Here is a 20,765-nt window from a genome sequence, read left to right on the forward strand (position 1 = left end):
CGCATCTTCTCGGCGTCGTCGCAACCGAAGCAGTAATCTCTCCGCCTGTCATCACGGCGGCAAACGAATTAGCGATGTTCGTCGCAACGACTGCAGCACCGGCAACCGCACGAGGCACGGCTCGAACGATGACATCGCAATCCACATCGCGACCGTTAAAGATTTTTGTCGTCGCGGGTGAGCATTCCGGCGACGCACTTGGCGGCAAGCTGATCCATGCGCTGAAGAAGCGATATGCGGGCGACATCACCTTTGCCGGTGTCGGCGGGCAAGATATGGCGCGCGAGGGTTTCTCGTCGCTCTTCTCGATCGAAGACGTCGCGGTCATGGGGCCGCTGTCGATCCTGCCGAAGCTGCCGCGCATCGTGCGCCGCGTCTATCAGACGGTCGATGCCGCGCTTCGCTTCGCGCCTGATCTCGTCGTCATCATCGACAGCCCGGAGTTCACGCACCCAATCGCAAAGCGCATCAGGAAGCGCGCACCGCAGATCCCGATTGTCGACTACGTCAGCCCGAGCGTTTGGGCTTGGCGTCCCGGACGCGCAAAAAAGATGCGCCCGTATGTCGATCATATCTTGGCACTGCTGCCGTTCGAGCCGGAAGCGCACGCGCGTCTCGGCGGACCTGCATGCACCTATGTCGGCCATCCGCTGATCGAAAAGCTTGCCGAAATCCAGAACGCCGACGCCGCGGCTCTTTCCGCGCGCTTGCATCTCGATCCGACGCGCCCGGTCCTTCTCGTTCTTCCCGGCAGCCGAACATCCGAGGTCGAGCGCCTGATCGACGTCTTCGGAGAAGCGGTGTCGCAGCTGGCCGGTGCTATCGGACCGATCGAAGTCGTTATTCCAGCGGTGCGCCACGTCCGCGACCGCATCGTGGAAAAAACCGCAAACTGGACGCCGCGTCCGCACATCGTTGAGAGCGACGACAAATACGCCGCGATGCGATTGGCCCGCGCCGCGCTCGCCGCTTCCGGTACGGTGACGCTCGAACTGGCGCTCGCGCAGACGCCCGCGGTCGTCGCCTACAAAGTCGATAAAGTGATCGCGAACCTGCGCTTCCTGCTGAAGGTGCCGAGCGTCGTGCTGGCAAACCTCGTCATCGGTAAGAACGTCTATCCGGAATTTCTACAGGAGGCCTGCACGGCGGAAAATCTCGAAGCCGCGCTGAAACCGTTGTTCGGCGAAACACCTGAACGCGCAGCCCAGCTCGAAGGCCTCTCGCTGGCGCCTGCCAAAATGCAGCTCGCCGCCTCAAGTCCAAGCGAGGCGGCGGCCGATGTTGTTCTGTCTGTCGTGAAGGCTTAGGCCGCCGGAAAATCGCGGCGTGCCGGACCGATGTAGAGCTGGCGCGGACGGCCGATGCGCTGCTCCGGATCTTCGATCATTTCTTTCCACTGCGCGATCCAGCCCACGGTGCGAGCCACGGCGAACAGCACCGTGAACATGTCGACCGGGAAGCCCATCGCGCGCAGAGTGATGCCCGAATAGAAGTCGATGTTCGGATAGAGCTTCTTCTCAATGAAGTACTCATCCTGCAGCGCAATGCGCTCAAGCTCGATTGCGACCTTCAAGAGCGGATCGTCCTTGTGGCCGAGCGCATCGAGCACCTCGTGGCAGGTCTTCTGCATCACCTTGGCGCGCGGATCGTAGTTCTTGTAGACGCGATGGCCGAAGCCCATGAGGCGGAAGCCCGATGTCTTATCCTTCGCCTTCTTCACGTACTCGGGAACGCGATCAACCGTGCCGATCTCTTTCAGCATGTTGAGCGCGGCTTCGTTGGCGCCGCCATGTGCCGGACCCCAAAGACAGGCGATGCCCGCCGAGATGCAGGCAAATGGATTGGCGCCGGACGAGCCCGCAAGGCGAACTGTCGAGGTCGAAGCATTCTGCTCATGGTCGGCGTGCAGGATGAAGATGCGATCGAGCGCGCGCGAGATGATCGGATTGACGATGTAGGGCTCGCATGGAACGGCGAAGCACATCTGCAGGAAGTTCGACGTGTAATCGAGATCGTTGCGCGGATAGATGAAGGGCTGGCCCATCGAATATTTGTAGGCCATTGCCGCGATCGTCGGCATCTTGGCGATCATGCGCTGGCTCGCGACCTCGCGCTGCGCCGGATCGTTGATGTCGGTCGAGTCGTGATAGAATGACGACAGCGCGCCGACCGTGCCGACCATCACCGCCATCGGATGCGCGTCGCGCCGGTAGCCGGTGAAGAACCGCGTCATCTGTTCGTGAACCATCGTATGGTTCGTGATCGTCTTGCGGAAGTTGATGAACTCGGCGTTCGTCGGCAGCTCCCCGTAAAGCAGCAGGTAGCAGACCGCGAGGAAATTCGTGTTCTCGGCGAGCTGGTCGATCGGATAGCCGCGATAGAGCAATTCGCCCTTGTCACCGTCGATATACGTGATCGAGCTTTTGCAGTTCGCCGTCGACGTGAAGCCGGGGTCGTACGTGAAGCAGCCTGTCTCTTTGTAGAGATTGCCGACGTCGATGACGTCCGGGCCGATGGTGCCGGAGCGAACCGAAAGCTCGACCTGCTTGTTCTCGACCGTCAATGTTGCGCTGGGCTTCGCTGTGCCCTTCGCCGCCTTGTCGTGGATGTTCATGATCGCCACCTCGCCCCGGGGAAGACACTACCGACGCCTGAAGTAACTATCGCATTCCCCGACGGGTGGGCCCGTATGCTTAAGGACCCTGGAGAACGTTCGGCGGCCTTCACAGAAGCAATCGGCAAACCAGGATTTACCGGATTTTTTGCGGTGCGGCAAGAGATCGTTAAGTGGGATATGAATGCTGAAAACAGCCCGGATACAGTCCGTCTGATACGGTCATCCTGAAAGGCAAAGCCGATGATACAGTGCGGCCGCTCGCTAGTTTCCCGTCGATCTTCGGAACAAGCCCGAGGATCGCATTCGAAGCCGGAAATTAGCGTTTACGCTGCGGTATCGGCAATCCGGCCTAGACTTTCGTCGCGTCCCAGCACTTCAAGGACGTCGAAGACCGGCGGCGAGACTGCGCGCCCCGTCAGCGCCGCGCGCAGCGGTTGCGCGACGTTGCCGAGCTTTAACGCTTTCTCTTCGACGTAGGACTTCACCTTGGCTTCGAGCAACGCCGAGGTCCATTGCTCCGCGGAAACCTCCGAGAGCAGCTTGACCACTTCGGCGTTCGAAGCCCGGCCCTCTGCATTCAAAAGCTTCGCTGCCTTGTCTTCGAGCTTCAGCGGACGCTGAGCGACAATGAACAATGCGCCGCCAACCAACTCGGCGAGCGTCTTCGAGCGTTCTTTCAGCGACGGAATTGCGCGCGTGAACGTCTCCCAGCCTTTCGCCGCAAAGAGATCCGCCAGGTCTTTTCCCGACTGCACGGCCGGAAGCTGGCGCAGCACTTCGCGCGCGAGAGCGACGTCGGATCGCGGCGGAGCCTTTGGGTCCGGCGCGATCTCGGCAAGCGCTGAAAAATTCAGGTGCGGCAGCATTCCGCGCACGTGCGCAGCCAACTCATCGTCGGAGGCCGCGCGAATGTAATGGCCATTGAGATCGTCGAGCTTCTTAAAGTCGAGCCGCGCCGCACTCTTGTTGATGTTATCGATGTCGAACCAGCGGATCAGGTCCTCCGTCGAAATAATCTCGTCGTCGCCGTGGCTCCAACCGAGGCGGACGAGATAATTGCGCAACGCCACCGGCAGATAGCCCATGTCGCGATATTCTTCGACGCCCTGTGCGCCATGACGCTTCGAAAGTTTCGCGCCGTCCGCGCCGTGAATGAGCGGCACGTGCGCAAAATCGGGCACCGTCCAGCCCATGCCATTGTAGATTTGTGTCTGCCGCGCCGAGTTGGTCAGGTGATCGGCGCCGCGAATGACGTGCGTGATTTCCATGTCGTGATCGTCGACTACGACCGCGAGATTGTACGTCGGGTTGCCATCCGATCTGAGGATAATCAGATCATCGAGATCCTTATTCGGAAAGGCAACGCGTCCCTGCACGTGATCGTTGACGATCGTCTCGCCGTCGCGCGGTGCCTTGAGGCGGACAGCGGGCTTTACGTCCTTCGGTGCGTCACTCGGATCGCGGTCGCGCCAGGGCGACAGGAAAATCTGCGGTCGCCCCTCGGCTTTGGCTTTCTCACGTGCCGCTTCGATCTCGGCGGGCGAAGAATAGCAGTAATAGGCGGCGCCGCGCGCCAGCAGCTCGTTCGCCACCTCGCGATGCCGGTCGGCGCGCGAGAACTGCGAAATCACATCGCCGTCCCAGTCGAGGCTAAGCCACTTGACGCCATCGAGGATCGCCGCGACCGCCGCCTCGTTGTTGCGTTCCCGGTCCGTATCTTCGATGCGCAGCAAAAAGCGGCCGCCACGCCCACGCGCATAAAGCCAGTTGAATAGCGCCGTCCGTGCGCCGCCGATATGGAGAAATCCGGTGGGCGAGGGTGCAAATCGAACGATGGGCGCGCTGGGTGTCATGGTCTCGGCCTTTGGACCTTTTGTTCTGTCTGCCATTGAGGGATTGAGGCTCCGCTCGTAGCATGTGAGATGGGACAAGTTAAGGGGGCGGAAAATTCCCGTTCCCGATGCGTCATGGACAGGGCATGTCGGTCGAAGCGCGGGGACCGGACGTCGCATTTCCAGGCTATGCCGACCACGGCATGAGCCGCGCTGCCCTGTTGTTTGAAGCTGAACGGCAGAGCTTTTTCCTTTGGGCGCCCGTTTGCCTCGGTGCCGGAATTGCCGCCTATTTCGCGCTCCCAATGGAGCCGGCGCTGATCGTAGCGTTCGCGCCGCTGGCACTCGCCGTGATTTTGCGCCTGACAGTGCGCTCCGGCACGCTCGCCGCGACACTGATGATGGCGCTGGTTCTGATCGGTGCGGGCTTTGGCATCGCCAAGCTGCGCGTCGAAGCGGTCCGCGCGCCCGTTCTGACCAAGGCGCTGCACAGCGTTGAAGTCTCAGGCACCGTGACAATGGTCGAGGCCAAGCTGCCGCGTGGCCAGCGACTGACGATTGCCAACCCCAAAATCGCAAATCTCGCTGCAGCCGATACGCCTGCCGTCGTGCGCATCCGCACGATGTCGTCCAAAACGCGCGCCGCACCGGGCGACAAGATCCGCATCAAAGCCAATCTCTCACCGCCGGCAAAGCCAGCGCTTCCAGGCGGCTTCGATTACGCGCGCACCGCTTGGTTCGAATCTGTCGGCGGCGTCGGCTACGCATTCGCAGCGCCAACGATCGAAGGCCACCTCGACCCCAATAGCATCGTCCAGTGGTATCGCCGCTCCATTGAAAATATCCGCCAGGCAATCGCCGCGCGCATCCGTGCGGCGCTTCCCGGCGAAACCGGCGAAATCGCGCTTGCCCTCATCACCGGCGAGCGCGGCGGCATCAGTGCCGAGACGAACAACGCGTTCAAGAATTCCGGACTGTTTCACATTCTCTCGATCTCCGGCCTGCACATGGTGATTGCAGCAGGCGCTGTTTTCTTTTCGATCCGCCTGATCCTCGCTGCGATCCCGCGTGTCGCCTTGACGATGCCGATCAAAAAGATCGCCGCTGCGCTCGGCATCATCAGCGCGGTCGCCTATCTCGCGATTTCGGGAGGCCAGTTCGCAACCGTGCGCTCGGCGCTGATGATCTTCATCATCTTCGGCGCCATGCTGATTGATCGCCCTGCGCTTGCGTTGCGCAACGTCGCGCTCGCGGCGATCCTTATTCTGTTGGCTTATCCCGAGAGCCTGCTCGACGCGGGCTTTCAGATGTCGTTTGCCGCCGTAACCGCGCTGATCGCCTCGCACGAATTTCTGAGCAGCCTGTTCAATCGCGAGCAGAAGCCGCATCCCGTCATGCGCGTCGTCGTCTTCTTCGGTGAGATCATCGCCTCGACGTTGATCGCAAGCGTCGCGGTCGCGCCGTTCGCGGCCTATAATTTTCACCAGAGCCAGCAGTATGCCGTGCTCGCGAACATGATCGCCATTCCGATCTGCAACCTGATCGTCATGCCGGCGGCGCTCGTCGCGATGGTGCTGATGCCGTTCGGCCTCGAATGGCTCGGCCTGAAGCTGATGGGCTGGGGCATCGAAGGCATGACGTGGTGTGCGAACGAAGTCGGCGCGTTGCCGGGCGCTGTCGGACATATTCCAGCGATCCCTGAACTGGCTTTCGTGCTGATGCTCACGGGCGGCATCTGGTTTTTGCTTTGGCAGACGCGGATCAGGCTTCTCGGCGTTGCACTTGTCGGCGCCGGTTTGCTTGTTGCGCCTTGGATGCCGCGCCCTGATGTTCTGGTCGGACAGAAAGGTTTGCTTGTCGCCGTGCGCGATGACTCGGGCAAGCTCGACGCCATGCCGGGCAAGGGCACGAAATACGACCTCGACCGCTGGCTCGAATACGACGGCGATTCCCGAACGGCGCGCGATGCCAAGACCGGCGAAGGCTTTACTTGCGACGCTGTCGGCTGCATCGCGCATGTCAAAGGCGCGACCGTCGCGGTCGCGCGCCATCCCGCTGCCGTGACCGACGATTGCCTCAACGCCGACGTGCTTGTGCTCGATACGCCCAAGCCCGGCAATTGCGCCGTGCCGCGAACGGTCGTCGACGTTTTCGATCGCTGGCGCAATGGTGCTTACGCCCTTTACGTCGACCGCGGCAACGACAGTCCGGAGCCCAAAATCCGTCTTGAAACGGTCGCGGCCCATCGCGGCGAACGACCTTGGAGCGAGACGCCGGAGCGAAAGCAGGTAGTGCTGCCGAAACCCCGTATTCTGCAGGCCCCGCCCCCCCCGGCGGGCGCCCCGGCTGCCGAACCTGCCCGGACGGCCGAAGCAGAACCCGAAACACGCACATCAGCCGACGTCGATCCGGGTGAGGGGGCGGAACTCGAAGCGGAAGATCTCACTGAGCCGGACGCCGAAAGCGGTCGTTAGCCATCGACGCTGCGCCGCGTCGTTCTAGCTCGGTCGACGCATGGCGGCGAACCGCCGCTCAATACCGCCGCATCAAGCCGACGAGGCGCCCCTGAATGTCGATCTGGTCGGGTCCGAAAATCCGCGTCTTGAATTCGGGGTTCGCGGCTTCGAGCGCAATAGTCGAGCCCTTCTTGCGCAGCCGTTTCAGCGTCGCTTCCTCGCCCTCGACCAGCGCCACGATGATATCGCCGTTCTCCGCCGTATTGCAGCGCCGGATGATGACGGTATCGCCGTCATGGATGCCCGCCTCGATCATCGAATCGCCTTTGACCTCCAGCGCAAAGTGCTCGCCGTTGGTCAGGATGTCGGGTGGCACCGCAATGTCGTGCGTGTGGTTCTGAATGGCGCTGATCGGCGTACCGGCGGCGATGCGGCCCATGACCGGGATCGACACCGTCCGCGCGTCAATGACGTGCGACGGCGGCGGCGTGGCCACATTCGTCTTCGGCGGACCGGAGCCTTCGATCACGCTTGGCTGGAAGCCCCGCTGCGGTGCTGCGGCCGTGCTGGCACCCTGTGCCGCGGACGGCAAGCCAACCTGATTGTCCGGCAGCTTGATGACTTCGATGGCCCGCGCCCGGTGCGGCAAGCGGCGGATGAACCCGCGTTCCACCAGAGCGGTGATCAGCCGGTGAATGCCGGACTTCGACCTGAGATCCAGCGCATCCTTCATCTCGTCGAATGAGGGCGGCACGCCGCGCTCCTGCATGCGCGCATGGATGAAGAGGAGGAGGTCTTTCTGCTTTTCGGTGAGCATAGCGGTTCGTCTCAAGCCTTTCCTGGCTGGCAAGCGCGGCGGGCTGAGACGCTGACCACCGAAATACCGCCCGCTCATTCACAGTACAAATCGTGTATGTACCCTAACCGTTCTCGTCTCGTTCCGCAACCCATGCAAGTCAATAGGTCGTGTCGCAGTTTGAATTTTCCGGCCAGTGGTGCCGAAGAGCAGCAAATGGCGGGAATGGCATCATGATTTGGGGGGGGGGGGCGTGTAGGGGGGCGCGCCGTGCGGGCACTGGCGGCTTGGGCCGCCCTCCATCTATACGCTGATGTCGTTGCCTTGAGCGGAATTCATGAAGGTGAATCCCTGGTATTAGGGCGCAAACGCCAGAAGCTAGTTTTCGGTCGTTTCGGGGCGCGGTCCAGTTGTGGCGGTTGCAACCAAAGTATCCGGCTGTTCAAGGATTTCAGCCTCGGCAAGGCGGGGCCGCAGTCTCTGCGCATCGCGAAAACGCTGGCCGCACTCGCGCTCAGCGCCGTTGTACTCTGTGTGGGTTCGATCGCTGACGATCATCCCGCTGCCTCCAGGCTGGAGCCGCACGAGAACTTCCATGCAAAACTCCGTTCTATGTCTATCCGTATGGGCTACTTGCGCGAAAATGTCATCGTATTCAGTCCAGCCATACGCAAGGATGCGTGCTCTACCAGCGAGCACTTCACGCAGGTTAGCTTCTGGGATCAGCACCGGGAGCATGGTTCTGGTGCCTTTTGGTCCAATAGAGCTTGGGCCACCTGGAGCGGCATTTGGATAATTGAACCCAGACCAAATGGCGGGTGGAAAGGCTTGCCAAGTTATGGCGGATCTCATCTGAACAGTTTGCGTGTTTCCGATGTTCTCCCACGTGACCACGACATTCATTCCCTTTCCAGACTCTTCCTCAAAAGCAATCCGCTTGAAGAAGACAAACGCCCTATTCAATTCGTGAAGGCTTCTTTCGGCGACTTCGGCGGATTTTTTGGCGGCGTCAGCGGAATCAGCGGTCGCCTTAATCGATCGATCCATATCGCGTGCTTGGGCGACGGATGCGCGCCAAGTGACGATCCAAAGGCCTATGGTAGAGATGGCGAGAACGGCGGTGAAAACAGTCAGCCAAAGAGTGAAGAACGCGACCGGATCAGACGTCAGCCGCTCCCGAAAGGTTTCGCCGAGCAAACGCTTGTTGTCTTCCTGTGAGTACTGTGCGCAGGGTTGGGGTTGTTGTTGTGGCTGGTCCGCACCGAAGACGGCGCCCAAACTAAAGACGGTCAGAGAACAAAAAAGGCCGATAAATAAAGCACCCAAAACATCTCTGACTATCTTTGGCATCAATTCACACGTTTTCCAACCTCACACTCGCATCCTATCGCGGCAAATTCTCAGGCGGCAATCCGCTTCTTATACGTCTTTGGGCGTCCTGGCTTTGGCGCTACTTCATCCATCAGTCCGACAATCTCTTCCATCGTCCATAGATGATCTGGGAGACGCCAGCACCAAACAAAGAACCGACGGAAAGACGTCGCATGTCTGTTTATCGACCCGGGCGTTTCATACTTTTGCCGTTGGGGTGGAGCATCGTGCGAACAATGCGAGGTTTGTTTTCTCAAATCATCATTGGGGTCATTGTCACCGTAATCGGGACGCTTGTGACCGACGCCATCACCGGCGGCAACATGAGCCGTCATTTCGTTCCGGGCGTGCACGGCTCCTGGCGCGGGCATTGACGCACGGATTTGCGCAGCCCCTCGCATAGCGCCCGGCTCGCGGAACGCCGTCATTAGCGCCATCAATTTCAAAGAACGAAGACACAGGCGTGTGCAACCGGCCGGCTCTGCGGAGCAGAGTCGGTTGCACCAAGTATAAAGCACGAAGCGGACGGGTTCCGCGGCTGGGTCGTGGCATTTGAAGTCTCGGAACCGATCCGCTCCGTGACAGCCTGAGAACAGGGTCGCGAGCACGGTCACTTGATGAAGCGGGATGCTCCGCACACGGGTTTCTCACCCCGTGCGGACCGGCCGTTCGCCTTGTCCGGAAGCGTGCGTGATGCCCCGGGTCAGGCTGCCCCGTCCGAGCCCGACGCAACGCCTTGCGCGCGAGCCCTTCACCGGACGGGCGAGGGAAGTATGCGGGCGGTTCGGAAGGCGGGGATAAGTTTTTTTGTGGGAGGCGCAGCGCCCCGCACGAGCTGACTGACCCATGCCCGAAGCTGACCCGATACCCGCCTTTCGATGGCTGGGAACATAACGGGAGCATTTTTAGGCGACAGGTTGCGGTGGGGCAGGGTCCGCCTTACATTTTTTGAATGAAGCCGAAGCAATCGGTTTATGGAACTCGCCATAGCGGCATTCCGAGCGCGTTTAATCAACAGCCAGCCAAGGAAAAAAGCCATGAACTATTATTCGGATTCTGGTCGCTTCTATTCTCCACGGCCCAATCGGACCGGCGCGATTTACGATGCGCTTGCCGTATCAGTCTTCATGTTTCTGCTGGTCTTCGGGATCGTCTCGACCTACGGCCTCGGCTAGCGCGCCGCGTGTAACCTCTTCCTTGAGGCTTAGACGGCGGAGCCCTCGGCGTTCAGCTGGACAACACCAGATGGGTTGCCAAACCCGTCGGGACCACCTCCGTTACGCGATACCCAAGGCTTGGCAGGTCGATGCCTGCAAACAGGTTTTCACCGCGGCCCAGGACGATGGGCGACTGCACTAGGTGTAACTCGTCGATCGCTCCTGCCATCAGGTATTGGCGAACTGTCGAAACCCCGCCGCCGATCTTCACATCAAGGTCACCGGCAGCGGCTTTGGCTTGAGCGAGAGCCGCCTCGATCCCATCGGTAACAAAATGGAACGTCGTCCCGCCGTCCATCACGATTGGGGCGCGCGCATGGTGGCTGAGGATGAACGTCGGAGCATGATACGGGGGATTGTCGCCCCACCATCCTTTCCAGTCGGGTCCTCCCCAATCGTCTCCGGCCGGGCCGAACATATTTCTTCCGAGGATGAAGGCGCCAAAGCCTGCCATTGCGGCGCTGGCGAACCGGTCTTCGGTACCGCCATCCTTCCCTATCATCGACCGAAAAGCCCGCGTCGGATAGAACCACTGGTGCAAGTCCTTGCCACCTTTTCCCATCGGGTGTTCCAGGCTTTGTTCTGGCCCTGCACCGAAGCCATCGATCGACACCGCAAAGCCAGCTACGCGAACCCTACCCATGAATTGCCCCTCAGATTGTGAATCTCGTCGTCTTGTTTGCTTAAAGGACGATCGACTAACCGCACGGCCGACATGCGGTTAGAAATTTATCCCTGCAAATCCCCGGCCTCGGCAACAGCAACCAGCAAACTAAACCATTAGTGGAGGGATGACGGTGCTCCTCAGCCGAGAACGCGAACTTGAGACGAGGCTTTCTGGCGCGCCAGCCGAGGCGTTCAGTAGCGCCACAACCACAGAAGGAGGGTTCCGACATAAGCCGTTGATAACCACGCAACGCAAACGGCGATCAGAGAGTTTCAGGTCCGGCAATTCGGAGCACACAATTGAACGCAGCATCATCGGAGGCTTCACCCCTCCGTCTCCCCACCATTATCCTCGTCGCGATCGAGACGCTGGTCGCGATCTTCTACATCGCGGTCTTTCATCAGGCGGGGCGGAGCAATGCCATCGCCAACATCGCCGTCGATAGCGTGACGGCGATCGTCGTCGCGATCTGGGTCGTGTTCGTGCTGCCCGCGATCGTGCTCGTCGTTCGCGACACGAAACCGGGATTGGCGCTGGGCCTGTCGCTCGCGGCGGTCGTGGCCTTTGCTGCGAACCTCGTCATTTTTTGATGCTTCGTCGGCCGGACGTCGCTCGTCCCGTGAGAGAAGTGCAACCGGCAGCGCAGTCGCACGCGCCAAACAAAGAAAGAAGCACCAACCCCGCGCCGGGCGGCCGGCTCGCGGAACGCGAGTCGCCCGGCCCTAACAAAGAACGACGCACCAAGCCCGCGCGTGCGGCCGGCTGCGCAGAGCGCAGTCGCACGCGCCAATGAAAAAGGCGACCCAAGGGCCGCCTTTTTCATTGGTCTGGGGGAGAGGTTTGGGGAAACTTATGACTCGATCTGCCAGATGCCGGTCGGCAAACGGCAGGCGACGAATTCGGTGCGCTTCGTGGCATGCGCTCCGGTTAGTATGACGACGGCATACCGGCAGACGCTGCCGTGCGTGTCTTTGAATGAGGCGAGGGGCGCCACGAGCCCGGAGAGCTGGCCGTGGCCGCGATGCCAGACATAGTTGGCGCCGTCGGCGACTTCGGTCAGTGCGAATTGCACGCTTTCGAGCGCCGCATATTCGTCGCTCTGATCGAGAACGGCTTTCGCGCTCTTGATATCGGGCAATTTCGGTTTGATATCGACGGCGCTAGGGTGCGCCTGCTTAGGCTCGCCGAAGCTCTGATCGGCGGCGAGCGTGTAGTTGTAGGGTACGAAAATTGCCGCAACCAGCGCGAATGCTGTTGCGCCGGCCGCGGCTAAGGGAAAAAAACACGGATTTGACGACATAACGCGACTGACCCTAACGCGACTGAAAAACTCGAACTCCGCCCAACAAGGCGGCTACTGGGATACAGTCTGCGCCGGTATGGTTAATACGGACTAAAGAGCGAGCCTTGAACGTCCTCAAACGGCGCAGGGCAGATAAGTGAAATCGAGCGTTGAGCACGCAACATGAGCAACACTGACGATACCCCGGCCGCGACGCCGGAAACGGCGCTGGACTTCTCAGGCGCAACCGATCCGTTTCAGCTCTTCGACGCGTGGATGGCGGAAGCCGGCCGCACTGAGCCGAACGATCCCAACGCCATGTCGCTCGCGACCGTCGATGCCGGCGGCATGCCGAACGTGCGCATCGTGCTGCTGAAGGGCGTCGATGCGCCGGGCAATGCCGACCGCGGTTTCGTTTTCTATACGAACTTCGAAAGTGCGAAGGGCCGCGAGCTGCTTGCCAACCCCAAGGCAGCATTGCTCTTTCACTGGAAAACGCTGGAACGCCAGGTGCGTATTCGCGGCCCCGTCTCGCTGGCCTCGCACGGTGAGGCGGATGCCTATTTCGCGTCGCGTCCGCGGCTCAGCCGCATCGGCGCCTGGGCCTCGCATCAGTCGCGGCCGCTTTCCACGCGTGACGTGCTCGAAGCCAAGGTCCAGCATTTCGAGGCGAAATTCCCCGATGAGGGCATCCCGCGCCCGGCGTATTGGTCCGGTTTCCGAGTGCTCCCGGTCGAAATCGAATTCTGGATGAGCCGCCCATATCGCCTGCACGACCGCATCGTTTTCCGCCGCGACGCGCCGCGCGACTCCTGGCACAAAACCCGCCTCTATCCTTAACGAATCACAAAAACGAACGAGTTAGGGTAGAGAAGGCGGGACGTATCAGAGTTCGGGGACGGGAGCGTTTGGGTCGCGAATGGTGACGGATCGTATCGACGAACGCCGCACGCAAAGGCGGCCGCGCGATCGTTATCGTTCGTCGCGCATTTATTATGCTGTCGGCGAGCCTCCCTCGTTCCTGGCGATGTGGACGAGCCGCATCGCGATTTTTTGCGCTGCGGCAGCGGTCGTGACGGCGGCGCTACATCGTGTGTCGCTGTTGCAGACGCCTGTCGCGCTGACGATTGCATATCTGCTGGTTGCGGGCGCGGCGCTGGCGCTGCTGATGGCCCTCGTCGCCGGGCTCGATATCTGGGTGACGGGCCGGCCTGGGTCTGCGCGTGTCTTCGTCGGCGCCATCGTGGGCCTCGGCATTCTTGCCGTGCCGGTCGCGGTCTGGGCCATGAGCCTGCATTATCCCGCACTCTACGACGTGACGACCGACCTCGCCGAGCCGCCCGAGTTCACGATGGCGAAAGAGGAACGGGGAGCCGAGACCAATCCGATCAGCTATGACGGTGAGCGGTTCGCCGCGCTCCAGCGCCAGGACTATCCCGATCTCAAAAGCCTGACCATTCCGCGCGCCACGGATGAGACCTACGAACTCGTTCTGCAGGCGCTTCATAAATTGAAATTTAAGCCGACGCTTGAAGTCCCGCCCGACGATGAGGACGACTCTCCCGGCTTCATCGAGCTCTCCGAGCACACGCAAGTCCTGGGCCTGATCGATGATATCGTTATTCGCGTGCTCGGCAGCGACGACGACAGAAGCGCGCGCGTCGACGTCAGGTCCGCGTCGCGCTACGGCCCGACCGACTTCGGCCGCAACGCCGACCATGTCCGCACGATTTTGAAGGAAGTCGCGGCGCGCTTCGAAGCCTCCGTCCCCGATCCTGACAAGGAAGCTATGGCGGCGCGAAAGGCCAAGCTTAAAGCCGAGAAAGGTCGCGGTCGGGCGTCAAAGGCAGATCGGAAGCGACCAAACCTTTCTCGATCAAATATTCGACGTGCGCCTGAACGGAAAGCGTCGCGGCCGGGATCAGCTGGGGCGCGAGGTCGCGATAGACCTGGGGCACAATTCGACGAATAGTCGTAGCACCGCCCGTCAATGCATCGAGAACAGATTTCTCGCGCCAGTTCCGGTGCAGAAGATACGCTCTGACCGTTCGCTGCGGCTCGCTCAGGCGATCGCCGTGACCCGGCAGGAAAACGTCGTCGTTGCGATCGAGCAGAATTTCGAGCGACGCTTCGTAGTCGGCCATACGCCCCTCGGGCGGTGCGATGACAGTCGTGTTCCACGCCATCACGTGATCGCCCGAGAAGACGACCCGGCGGCCATCGACGGCAAAGCAGAGATGATCCGGCGCATGTCCCGGCGTATGGATCGCCGTTAGACCCCAGTCGGCGCCTTCGATCCTGTCACCGCCCGTGAGCGGAATGTCCGGTTCGAAATCGTAATCGACGAAGTAGCGCCCCGAGGGTGAATTTTCGAGCGCAACGCGTCCGGCTTCCGGATCGCGCGCATAGGCAGCGACCAGCGCGCCAGTCTCGGCCTTGAGCTTCGCAACGCCGTCGACGTGATCGCGATGTGCGTGCGTCGACAGGATATGCGTGATCGGTCGCCCCGCCGCGGCTTTCAGAATGGCCGCGCGATGCTCATCGCTATCGGGACCCGCGTCGATCACCGCAAGCGACGTCGAACCGATGAGATAGGTATTCGTGCCCTTGTGCGTCAGCGGGCTCGGGTTGGGCGCGACGAGGCGAACGATCCCCGGCCCCATCGGCGACGGTTCGCCATAGGTGAACACCATTTCCGTTTTGAATTTGAGAGAGTCCAAGCCCCCAAAACCTCTCGCGTAAGCCCTCAGTATTGCGCCCGGTTATAGAAAAGTCGGGCGAACGACGAATACCCCGAAATTCGCCGCAGGTTAACGCTGCGCTTTCAGCCGCACATGCTCGGGCCGAAAACCGAGCCCGATCAACCGTCCCGAAAGGTGCGCGAGGATCGGCCAACGGGCGATGCCCTTGATGAAACCGGGCGGACCCGAGCGCGTCGCCGCATCGGCTTCGCGCTTGCGCTTGTCGCTACGCATCATGAGCTGAATTTTTTGCGTCGCCTTCGTCGGAAACGTGCGCCGCTTCTCCACTGCTGCCAGATGCCGGTCCGACAAGCGTCCGTCTTTCAACGGACCTGCAAGGATGTTCGCCGCAGCGACCGCATCCTGAATCGCAAGGTTCACGCCGACACCGCCGATCGGTGACATCGCGTGCGCCGCATCGCCGATGCACAGAAGCCCCGGTCGCCACCACTGCTTCAGCCGGTCGATGCGGATGCTCAAGAGGTGCACGTCGTCGAAGGAGGCAAGCTCTTGCACGCGATCCTCCGGCAGCGGCGACACCGCTGCGACCATGGCGCGGAAAGCCTCGATACCGCCCGCCTTAATATCGGCATACGTGCCGCGCCGCACGATGTACCCGCATTGCCAGTAGGCGCCACGGTCGATCATCACGAAGCCCTGGCGCGGCCCGGCGTGGCCCATCGTGTAAGGCGGATCGGTCGCCAGATGCGAGAACTTCATCCACAGCACTTCGCTCGGGATGCCGAAGCTTTCGATTTCGAGTCCAGCAAGCGACCGCGCGATCGAGTTGCGCCCGTCCGCGCCGACGACGAGAGACGAGCGGATCGTCAGTGCGCCATCCGGAGATGCCGTGCGAACGCCCGCAACGTTGCCGTTCTCGATGATGAGATCGGTAACTTCCGTTCGCATCAGCAGCCGGAAGTTCGGATAACGCTTCGCCTCGCGCGCGAGGAAATCGAGAAAGTCCCATTGCGGCATGAAGGCGATGAAACGGTTCTTCGTCGGCAGCCACGAGAAGTCGGCGATAGTGATGTCCTTGCCGCCGATCTCGGCATGCAGCGAGCGCGCTTCCGTGTGCGGTAGTTTCAGAAGCTCGTCGGCGAGGCCGAGTTCGTGCATGACTTGCAGCGTCGAAGGGTGAATGGTGTCGCCGCGAAAATCGCGCAGAAAATCGCCGCGCTTTTCGATCACCGTCACATCGACGCCCGCACGCGCCAGCATCAGGCCGAGCATCATCCCCGCCGGTCCGCCGCCGACGATGGCGCAGGCGGTGGTGATGTTTTGATCTGCCGCAGAACGAGATTCCGCATTCGCAAGTCCGGCGGATTTTGTACCCTCAGTCATGTCGTAGCCGACGTCTTGGCCATGGGCCTCATCCCCGAAAAGCTGCCGTTGTTCGCAATATAGATAGGCGCTCGGAAGCAGGTAGCCAAATTTGTATATTTTCGAAGGGATTCGCTTGTTCTCAGGTGGCCGTGATTTTTTCCCTCATGTCATCCCGGCTCAGGCCGGGATTCAGTCAAGCGGCACCATCGAGCTTGCTGCTTGTTGTCTAATGGCCGCCTTCGCATCTAAAAATCAAACGCCGTAATACGACCGGTACCATGCAACGAACCGCGCAATGCCGTCGTCGAGCGATGTTGAAGGCCGGAAGCCAACGTCGCGCACCAGATCGTCGATATCTGCGAATGTCTTCGCAACGTCGCCGGGTTGCATTGGAAGAAATGTCTTCTTCGCCTCGCGCCCTGTCGCCTTTTCTATCGCCGCCACGAAATCCATCAGCGCCACGGGTTTGTTGTTGCCGATGTTGTAAACGCGGTAGGGCGCATCGGATGTCGCCGGATCGGGTGCATTGCTGTCCCATTTAGGATCGGGCGCGGCGATTTTATCAGCCGTTCGCAAGACACCCTCGACGATATCGTCGATATAGGTGAAGTCGCGCGCATGATCGCCGCCGTTGAAAATCTCGATCGGCTCACCTGCCAGGATCTTTTTCGTAAAGCTGAAGTAGGCCATGTCCGGCCGTCCCCATGGACCGTAAACGGTGAAGAAGCGCAGCGCCGTGATAGGAAGCCGATAGAGATGCGCGTAGGAATGCGCCGCAAGCTCGTTGGCCTTCTTCGTCGCGGCGTAGAGGCTGACGGGATGATCGACGTTGTCGTGCTCGCTGAACGGCATCTTCGTATTGGCGCCGTAGACCGAACTCGACGACGCCATCACGAGATGCTTCACGTCATTGTGGCGGCAGCCTTCGAGAACGTTCTGCGTCCCGACGATGTTGGAGTCGATATACGCGTGCGGATTGTGCATGGCGTAACGCACGCCCGCTTGCGCCGCGAGGTGAATGACCTTGTCGAAGCGCTGCACGCGAAAAACCTCCGCCATAGCGCTCCGCTCCGCGATGTCGAGATGCAGGAATGAAAAACCCGGCCTGCCGCCGAGATTGACGAGGCGCGCTTTCTTCAGCGCCGGATCATAGTAGCCGTTGAGGTTATCGATGCCGACCACTTCGTCGCCGCGTTCGAGCAGGCGCAGACACGTGTAAAAGCCGATGAAGCCAGCGGCGCCGGTCACCAGAAATTTCATTGCGGCAGCCCTCGTTGCGAATTTCTCGCCAAGCCTGAAACGACGCCCGGTTTAGAGAGTCCGGTGTCGCTGTCAATCGCGCTGGCGGCAAGCAGTAAATGAAAGCAATCAGATGTCATCCTCTGGCGTCTCACCAAGGCCGCGCCAGCGGCCGGCTAGCTTTTTATCGGTGCTGGCGACTCCCGTCCCGGGAGCCGGCCGCCAGCACAAAATAAAAAACAAAAAACTTATCCCCGCCCTTTCGCCCGCCCGTATCTTCATGCTGGGAGCATGACAACGGATGAACGCGCGACGATGACAGATACGCCGAACCTCGCATTGCCTTACATTTTGGCGTCCCAAGCGCAGAAGCACGTCACGCACAACGAAGCGATCCGCGCTCTCGATTGTCTTGTGCAACTCGCGGTCGAAAGCCGTTCGCTGGCCGCGCCGCCCGCAAGTCCCGGCGAAGGCAGCCGCTATCTCGTCGCCGCGGCGGCGACGGGCGACTGGAGCGGCCAGAGCGAGAAGATCGCAGCCTTCCAAGATGGCGCCTGGATGTTTTACGAGCCGCGGGAAGGGTGGATCGCATGGGTTGCCGACGACCATGAACTCGCGATCTATTCGGCCGGAGCCTGGGCGGCGTTCACGTCCGGCGGAGGCGGCGGCAGCGATCCGGGCGACATCACAGAACTCGATGATCTCGCCCACGTCGGCATCAACGCGACCGCGGACACCACCAACCGTCTCGCGCTGAAAAGCCCGGCCAGCCTCTTCGATAATGCGGGCAACGGCCACCAGCAGAAGATCAACAAGCACGCAGCGGGCGACACTGCATCCGTGCTTTACCAGACGAACTATTCCGGCCGCGCCGAAATGGGGCTCGCCGGCGATGATGATTTTCATTTCAAGGTGAGTCCTGACGGCGCAAGTTGGTACGAAGCGCTCAAGATCGACCGTAACACCGGCAGGCTCACTTTCCCGGTGACTGGCGGTCCGCGCGAAGTCTTGACCGCCAATCGCACCTACTACGTCCGCTCGGACGGTTCCGACAGCAACAACGGTCTTGCGAACACATCGGGCGGTGCATTTCTGACGATCCAGAAGGCACTCGACGTCGTCTACGGCACGCTCGATCTCTTCGGTTTCAACGTCACCATTCAGGTGCAAGCCGGAACGTGGACGCAGAGCCTAAGCGTATCGTCGCCGCAAGTTGGCGCAGGCGCCGTTACGCTTCTCGGTGACGCAACAACGCCGTCCAATGTCGTCATATCGACCACGAGCGCATGCATCACCGTGGCAGGCTCGGGCACCTCTCTCACCGTGCGCGGATTCAAGCTAACGTCATCGGGCAACAACTGCCTTCAGGCGACGCAAGGCGGCCGCATCAGCTATGGAAAGATCGAGTTCGGCGCGGCGAGCGCCTTCCACTTGCGTGCCGACAATGCGGGCGCAATCAGCTGCCCCTCAGGAGAAGCGTTTACGCTCTCGGGCTCTGCGCAGGGCCATCTCCTCACACTGTCCTACGGTCTGATCTCGATCCCGACGAGTGCTCTCACCATCACGGGCACGCCCGCTTGGGGCACCTCGTTTGTCAGCAACCAAGGAGGGCAGGTGTCCTTGTACGGCGTGACCTTCAGCGGATCGTCCACGGGCCGCCGCTATGACGTGTCGGTCAACGGCGTGATCAATACATTCGGCGCCGGTTCGGCCTCGACCTACTTCCCCGGCAACGTCAATGGCGTGTCTTCCACCGGAGGCCAGCAGGTATGATGACTGATTTCGATATGCCCGTCTTCGTGATCCGGGATTGGTTCTGGCAGATCGGCGCGGATGAGAGCCGCTACTGGTCGAGCGCGGCCGGCGCGTATGTCGCCGAGGCGCAAGAGGGCCGGATGACGATGGTGCCCTCGCTCGAAGACTTGCAGGCGGCCTTGGCGCAGCTCGGACTATCCGCGCCGAGCGAATAAGTCAGTGAGCCGTGCGCGCCCTGTTGGCTTCACCATGCGATTGTTCGCGCCGCCCCGCATTGCGGGACGCAGCGTATCGCCGACGCGAACGTCTCACGCAGCGTCGCCAGAAAAGGATTTCTTGGGACAATTTCCGAGGCACGGCTAGCGGATTAACTCGCTAACCCATTGAAAAGACTGGTCGGAGCGAGAGGATTCGAACCTCCGACCCCTTGCTCCCGAAGCAAGTGCGCTACCAGGCTGCGCTACGCTCCGCCCGACCGTCTATGCCTGCATTTAGGCTTTCCTGAGCGCCGTGTCGAGCACCTAGGAGACGCGCTTATAGCGGCCTCGATCCCGTACCGCAAGCGTCTCAAAACACCGATTTTTCGAGGTGCCTCATGCAACTTCCTGATGGAAGCCCCGCCGGAGCTTGCCCGCTGCGGCGCGCCATCGCATCGAGTCTGTGAATCCGGTGGTGCGCTTTGCCGCGCGCCATTGCCCAGTCGCAAACGACTGACTATGGTGCGCTCCGCCGACGCTTCGGACGTCGGTTCTCCTGACGCGCTGGTGGGATGTAGCCAAGTGGTAAGGCAGCGGATTTTGATTCCGCCATTCGGAGGTTCGAACCCTCCCATCCCAGCCAACTGTTAGAAGTGGCGATAACTGCTATTTTTGCGCGGCATCGCCGGTCGGCATGCGGAACGCGGCGGCATGGCCGCTATCGCCGAAATCGCTTTGTCGGCATTTGCCGTCGAGATTGCGATATTCGTTGCTCCTCAGACCCGCATCGACAAACGCGACGCCGCGCGCGGAAGGTTCCAAAGCGAAGAGCACGATGCGGATGGCGCCGTCTGGCGAGGTGATCGCTGGCGCCCCGTCGTCGTCGAGCGCATAGGGCCAGACCGGGCGCTCACCGGCATCGAAGACCTGGTTACCGTCGCGCGTCGCTTGACTGCGCAGATCGAAACGGGGCGGCGCACCATCCGGAAAGGCGACGGCAAAATCGAAGCTGACGACGATGTTCGCGTGCGTCAAATCATAGAACACACAATTGAGCGTCGGGGCCGGACTTTGCCGCGCCGTTGTTTGCTGCGGTGCGGCACCCTGGTGGGCGAAGCGCGCGATGGCGATACCAGCCAGGAGAACCGCCGCGGCACCAGCCGAGAGCAGGAGCACAGACCGTCGGATGTGTATGACTGGCATGGCAGGCCACTAGCTCGTTTGAGTCTCAGGAGACGCCGGATGGAGATGCCCCGATTGATGTTGCCA

At 61.0% G+C, this 20,765-nt stretch carries 17 protein-coding genes, 2 tRNA genes and 3 pseudogenes; 11 read left to right on the forward strand and 11 right to left on the reverse strand.

The window, feature by feature from the left end; genetic code table 11:
- Positions 1–128: 128 nt before the first annotated feature.
- Positions 129–1,307, forward strand: coding sequence for a lipid-A-disaccharide synthase (lpxB, locus tag RLW55_RS12045; protein ID WP_423416413.1), 1,179 nt, complete (start codon positions 129–131; stop codon positions 1,305–1,307).
- Here lpxB and gltA read toward each other — a convergent pair.
- Positions 1,304–2,614: a citrate synthase gene (gene gltA / locus RLW55_RS12050; protein ID WP_013948475.1), complete on the reverse strand. Its 1,311-nt coding sequence runs from the start codon at positions 2,612–2,614 to the stop codon at positions 1,304–1,306. The genes lpxB and gltA overlap by 4 nt on opposite strands.
- 326 nt (positions 2,615–2,940) lie before the next feature.
- Positions 2,941–4,506: a glutamate--tRNA ligase gene (gene gltX, locus RLW55_RS12055; RefSeq protein ID WP_423414313.1), complete on the reverse strand. Its 1,566-nt coding sequence runs from the start codon at positions 4,504–4,506 to the stop codon at positions 2,941–2,943.
- A gap of 71 nt (positions 4,507–4,577) precedes the next feature.
- Here gltX and RLW55_RS12060 point away from each other — a divergent pair, with 71 nt between their 5' ends.
- Positions 4,578–6,923, forward strand: a complete 2,346-nt coding sequence (locus tag RLW55_RS12060; protein ID WP_423414314.1) for a ComEC/Rec2 family competence protein — start codon at positions 4,578–4,580, stop codon at positions 6,921–6,923.
- Positions 6,924–6,981: 58 nt separating this feature from the next.
- On the opposite strand, the gene lexA is transcribed toward RLW55_RS12060, so the two are convergent.
- Entirely contained in the window at positions 6,982–7,722 is a 741-nt protein-coding gene (lexA, locus tag RLW55_RS12065; protein WP_423414315.1) for a transcriptional repressor LexA, read from the reverse strand.
- A gap of 357 nt (positions 7,723–8,079) precedes the next feature.
- Complete coding sequence (locus RLW55_RS12070; protein ID WP_423414316.1) at positions 8,080–9,051, reverse strand: hypothetical protein; 972 nt, start codon at positions 9,049–9,051, stop codon at positions 8,080–8,082.
- Positions 9,052–9,308: 257 nt separating this feature from the next.
- Here RLW55_RS12070 and RLW55_RS12075 point away from each other — a divergent pair, with 257 nt between their 5' ends.
- Both RLW55_RS12075 and RLW55_RS12080 read left to right on the forward strand, forming a co-directional pair.
- Positions 9,309–9,446, forward strand: coding sequence for a hypothetical protein (locus tag RLW55_RS12075; RefSeq protein WP_155831253.1), 138 nt, complete (start codon positions 9,309–9,311; stop codon positions 9,444–9,446).
- 663 nt (positions 9,447–10,109) lie between these two features.
- Positions 10,110–10,247, forward strand: coding sequence for a hypothetical protein (locus tag RLW55_RS12080; RefSeq protein ID WP_409560568.1), 138 nt, complete (start codon positions 10,110–10,112; stop codon positions 10,245–10,247).
- 52 nt (positions 10,248–10,299) lie between these two features.
- Here RLW55_RS12080 and RLW55_RS12085 read toward each other — a convergent pair whose 3' ends face one another.
- Positions 10,300–10,932, reverse strand: coding sequence for a dihydrofolate reductase family protein (locus tag RLW55_RS12085; protein WP_423414317.1), 633 nt, complete (start codon positions 10,930–10,932; stop codon positions 10,300–10,302).
- A gap of 323 nt (positions 10,933–11,255) precedes the next feature.
- Here RLW55_RS12085 and RLW55_RS12090 point away from each other — a divergent pair, with 323 nt between their 5' ends.
- Complete coding sequence (locus RLW55_RS12090) at positions 11,256–11,546, forward strand: hypothetical protein (RefSeq protein ID WP_423414318.1); 291 nt, start codon at positions 11,256–11,258, stop codon at positions 11,544–11,546.
- A gap of 260 nt (positions 11,547–11,806) precedes the next feature.
- Here the strand turns inward: RLW55_RS12090 and RLW55_RS12095 are convergent, their stop codons facing one another.
- Complete coding sequence (locus tag RLW55_RS12095; protein WP_423414319.1) at positions 11,807–12,256, reverse strand: hypothetical protein; 450 nt, start codon at positions 12,254–12,256, stop codon at positions 11,807–11,809.
- A 165-nt stretch (positions 12,257–12,421) separates the two neighbouring features.
- On the opposite strand from RLW55_RS12095, the gene pdxH reads away from it, so the two are divergent.
- Together pdxH and RLW55_RS12105 are read left to right on the forward strand one after the other, a co-directional pair.
- Positions 12,422–13,078, forward strand: coding sequence for a pyridoxamine 5'-phosphate oxidase (gene pdxH, locus RLW55_RS12100; protein ID WP_409560564.1), 657 nt, complete (start codon positions 12,422–12,424; stop codon positions 13,076–13,078).
- Positions 13,079–13,523: 445 nt separating this feature from the next.
- Positions 13,524–13,967: pseudogene (locus RLW55_RS12105) on the forward strand (DUF1499 domain-containing protein); the annotation flags it as partial.
- A gap of 82 nt (positions 13,968–14,049) precedes the next feature.
- On the opposite strand, the gene RLW55_RS12110 reads toward RLW55_RS12105, so the two are convergent.
- From RLW55_RS12110 to RLW55_RS12120, 3 genes are all read right to left on the reverse strand, one after another.
- The gene (locus RLW55_RS12110; RefSeq protein ID WP_013948463.1) at positions 14,050–14,958 is read right to left on the reverse strand and encodes an MBL fold metallo-hydrolase; all 909 of its coding nucleotides are present in this window, start codon (positions 14,956–14,958) and stop codon (positions 14,050–14,052) included.
- Between the two features lie 90 nt (positions 14,959–15,048).
- Positions 15,049–16,323 (reverse strand): FAD-dependent oxidoreductase, encoded by a 1,275-nt coding sequence (locus tag RLW55_RS12115; RefSeq protein WP_423414320.1) that lies wholly within the window; start codon positions 16,321–16,323, stop codon positions 15,049–15,051.
- 234 nt (positions 16,324–16,557) lie between these two features.
- A complete protein-coding gene (locus RLW55_RS12120) occupies positions 16,558–17,565 on the reverse strand; it encodes an NAD-dependent epimerase (protein ID WP_423414321.1) in 1,008 nt (335 codons plus the stop codon).
- A gap of 294 nt (positions 17,566–17,859) precedes the next feature.
- Here RLW55_RS12120 and RLW55_RS12125 point away from each other — a divergent pair.
- From RLW55_RS12125 to RLW55_RS12135, 3 genes and pseudogenes are all read left to right on the forward strand, one after another.
- A pseudogene (locus RLW55_RS12125) lies at positions 17,860–18,123 on the forward strand (DUF2793 domain-containing protein); the annotation flags it as partial.
- Positions 18,124–18,258: 135 nt separating this feature from the next.
- Positions 18,259–18,519: pseudogene (locus RLW55_RS12130) on the forward strand (DUF2793 domain-containing protein); the annotation flags it as partial.
- 794 nt (positions 18,520–19,313) lie between these two features.
- Positions 19,314–19,514, forward strand: a complete 201-nt coding sequence (locus RLW55_RS12135) for a hypothetical protein (RefSeq protein ID WP_423414322.1) — start codon at positions 19,314–19,316, stop codon at positions 19,512–19,514.
- 178 nt (positions 19,515–19,692) lie between these two features.
- On the opposite strand, the gene RLW55_RS12140 is transcribed toward RLW55_RS12135, so the two are convergent.
- A tRNA-Pro gene (locus RLW55_RS12140) sits at positions 19,693–19,769 on the reverse strand.
- A 295-nt stretch (positions 19,770–20,064) separates the two neighbouring features.
- On the opposite strand from RLW55_RS12140, the gene RLW55_RS12145 reads away from it, so the two are divergent.
- Positions 20,065–20,139: transfer RNA gene (locus tag RLW55_RS12145), tRNA-Gln, on the forward strand.
- Positions 20,140–20,162: 23 nt separating this feature from the next.
- Here the strand turns inward: RLW55_RS12145 and RLW55_RS12150 are convergent.
- Positions 20,163–20,699: a hypothetical protein gene (locus tag RLW55_RS12150; protein ID WP_423414323.1), complete on the reverse strand. Its 537-nt coding sequence runs from the start codon at positions 20,697–20,699 to the stop codon at positions 20,163–20,165.
- Positions 20,700–20,765 lie beyond the last annotated feature (66 nt).

It is taken from the genome of Hyphomicrobium sp. B1 (assembly GCF_049532635.1).
Taxonomy (GTDB): domain Bacteria; phylum Pseudomonadota; class Alphaproteobacteria; order Rhizobiales; family Hyphomicrobiaceae; genus Hyphomicrobium_B.

Excerpts from the sequence above, each read along its gene's own strand:
- lpxB (WP_423416413.1), top strand. The coding sequence starts at position 129 with ATGACATCGCAATCCACATCGCGACCGTTAAAGATTTTTGTCGTCGCG.
- gltA (WP_013948475.1), bottom strand. The coding sequence starts at position 2,614 with ATGAACATCCACGACAAGGCGGCGAAGGGCACAGCGAAGCCCAGCGCA.
- gltX (WP_423414313.1), bottom strand. The coding sequence starts at position 4,506 with ATGGCAGACAGAACAAAAGGTCCAAAGGCCGAGACCATGACACCCAGC.
- RLW55_RS12060 (WP_423414314.1), top strand. The coding sequence starts at position 4,578 with ATGCGTCATGGACAGGGCATGTCGGTCGAAGCGCGGGGACCGGACGTC.
- lexA (WP_423414315.1), bottom strand. The coding sequence starts at position 7,722 with ATGCTCACCGAAAAGCAGAAAGACCTCCTCCTCTTCATCCATGCGCGC.
- RLW55_RS12070 (WP_423414316.1), bottom strand. The coding sequence starts at position 9,051 with ATGCCAAAGATAGTCAGAGATGTTTTGGGTGCTTTATTTATCGGCCTT.
- RLW55_RS12075 (WP_155831253.1), top strand. The coding sequence starts at position 9,309 with ATGCGAGGTTTGTTTTCTCAAATCATCATTGGGGTCATTGTCACCGTA.
- RLW55_RS12080 (WP_409560568.1), top strand. The coding sequence starts at position 10,110 with ATGAACTATTATTCGGATTCTGGTCGCTTCTATTCTCCACGGCCCAAT.
- RLW55_RS12085 (WP_423414317.1), bottom strand. The coding sequence starts at position 10,932 with ATGGGTAGGGTTCGCGTAGCTGGCTTTGCGGTGTCGATCGATGGCTTC.
- RLW55_RS12095 (WP_423414319.1), bottom strand. The coding sequence starts at position 12,256 with ATGTCGTCAAATCCGTGTTTTTTTCCCTTAGCCGCGGCCGGCGCAACA.
- pdxH (WP_409560564.1), top strand. The coding sequence starts at position 12,422 with ATGAGCAACACTGACGATACCCCGGCCGCGACGCCGGAAACGGCGCTG.
- RLW55_RS12115 (WP_423414320.1), bottom strand. The coding sequence starts at position 16,323 with ATGACTGAGGGTACAAAATCCGCCGGACTTGCGAATGCGGAATCTCGT.
- RLW55_RS12120 (WP_423414321.1), bottom strand. The coding sequence starts at position 17,565 with ATGAAATTTCTGGTGACCGGCGCCGCTGGCTTCATCGGCTTTTACACG.
- RLW55_RS12135 (WP_423414322.1), top strand. The coding sequence starts at position 19,314 with ATGATGACTGATTTCGATATGCCCGTCTTCGTGATCCGGGATTGGTTC.
- RLW55_RS12150 (WP_423414323.1), bottom strand. The coding sequence starts at position 20,699 with ATGCCAGTCATACACATCCGACGGTCTGTGCTCCTGCTCTCGGCTGGT.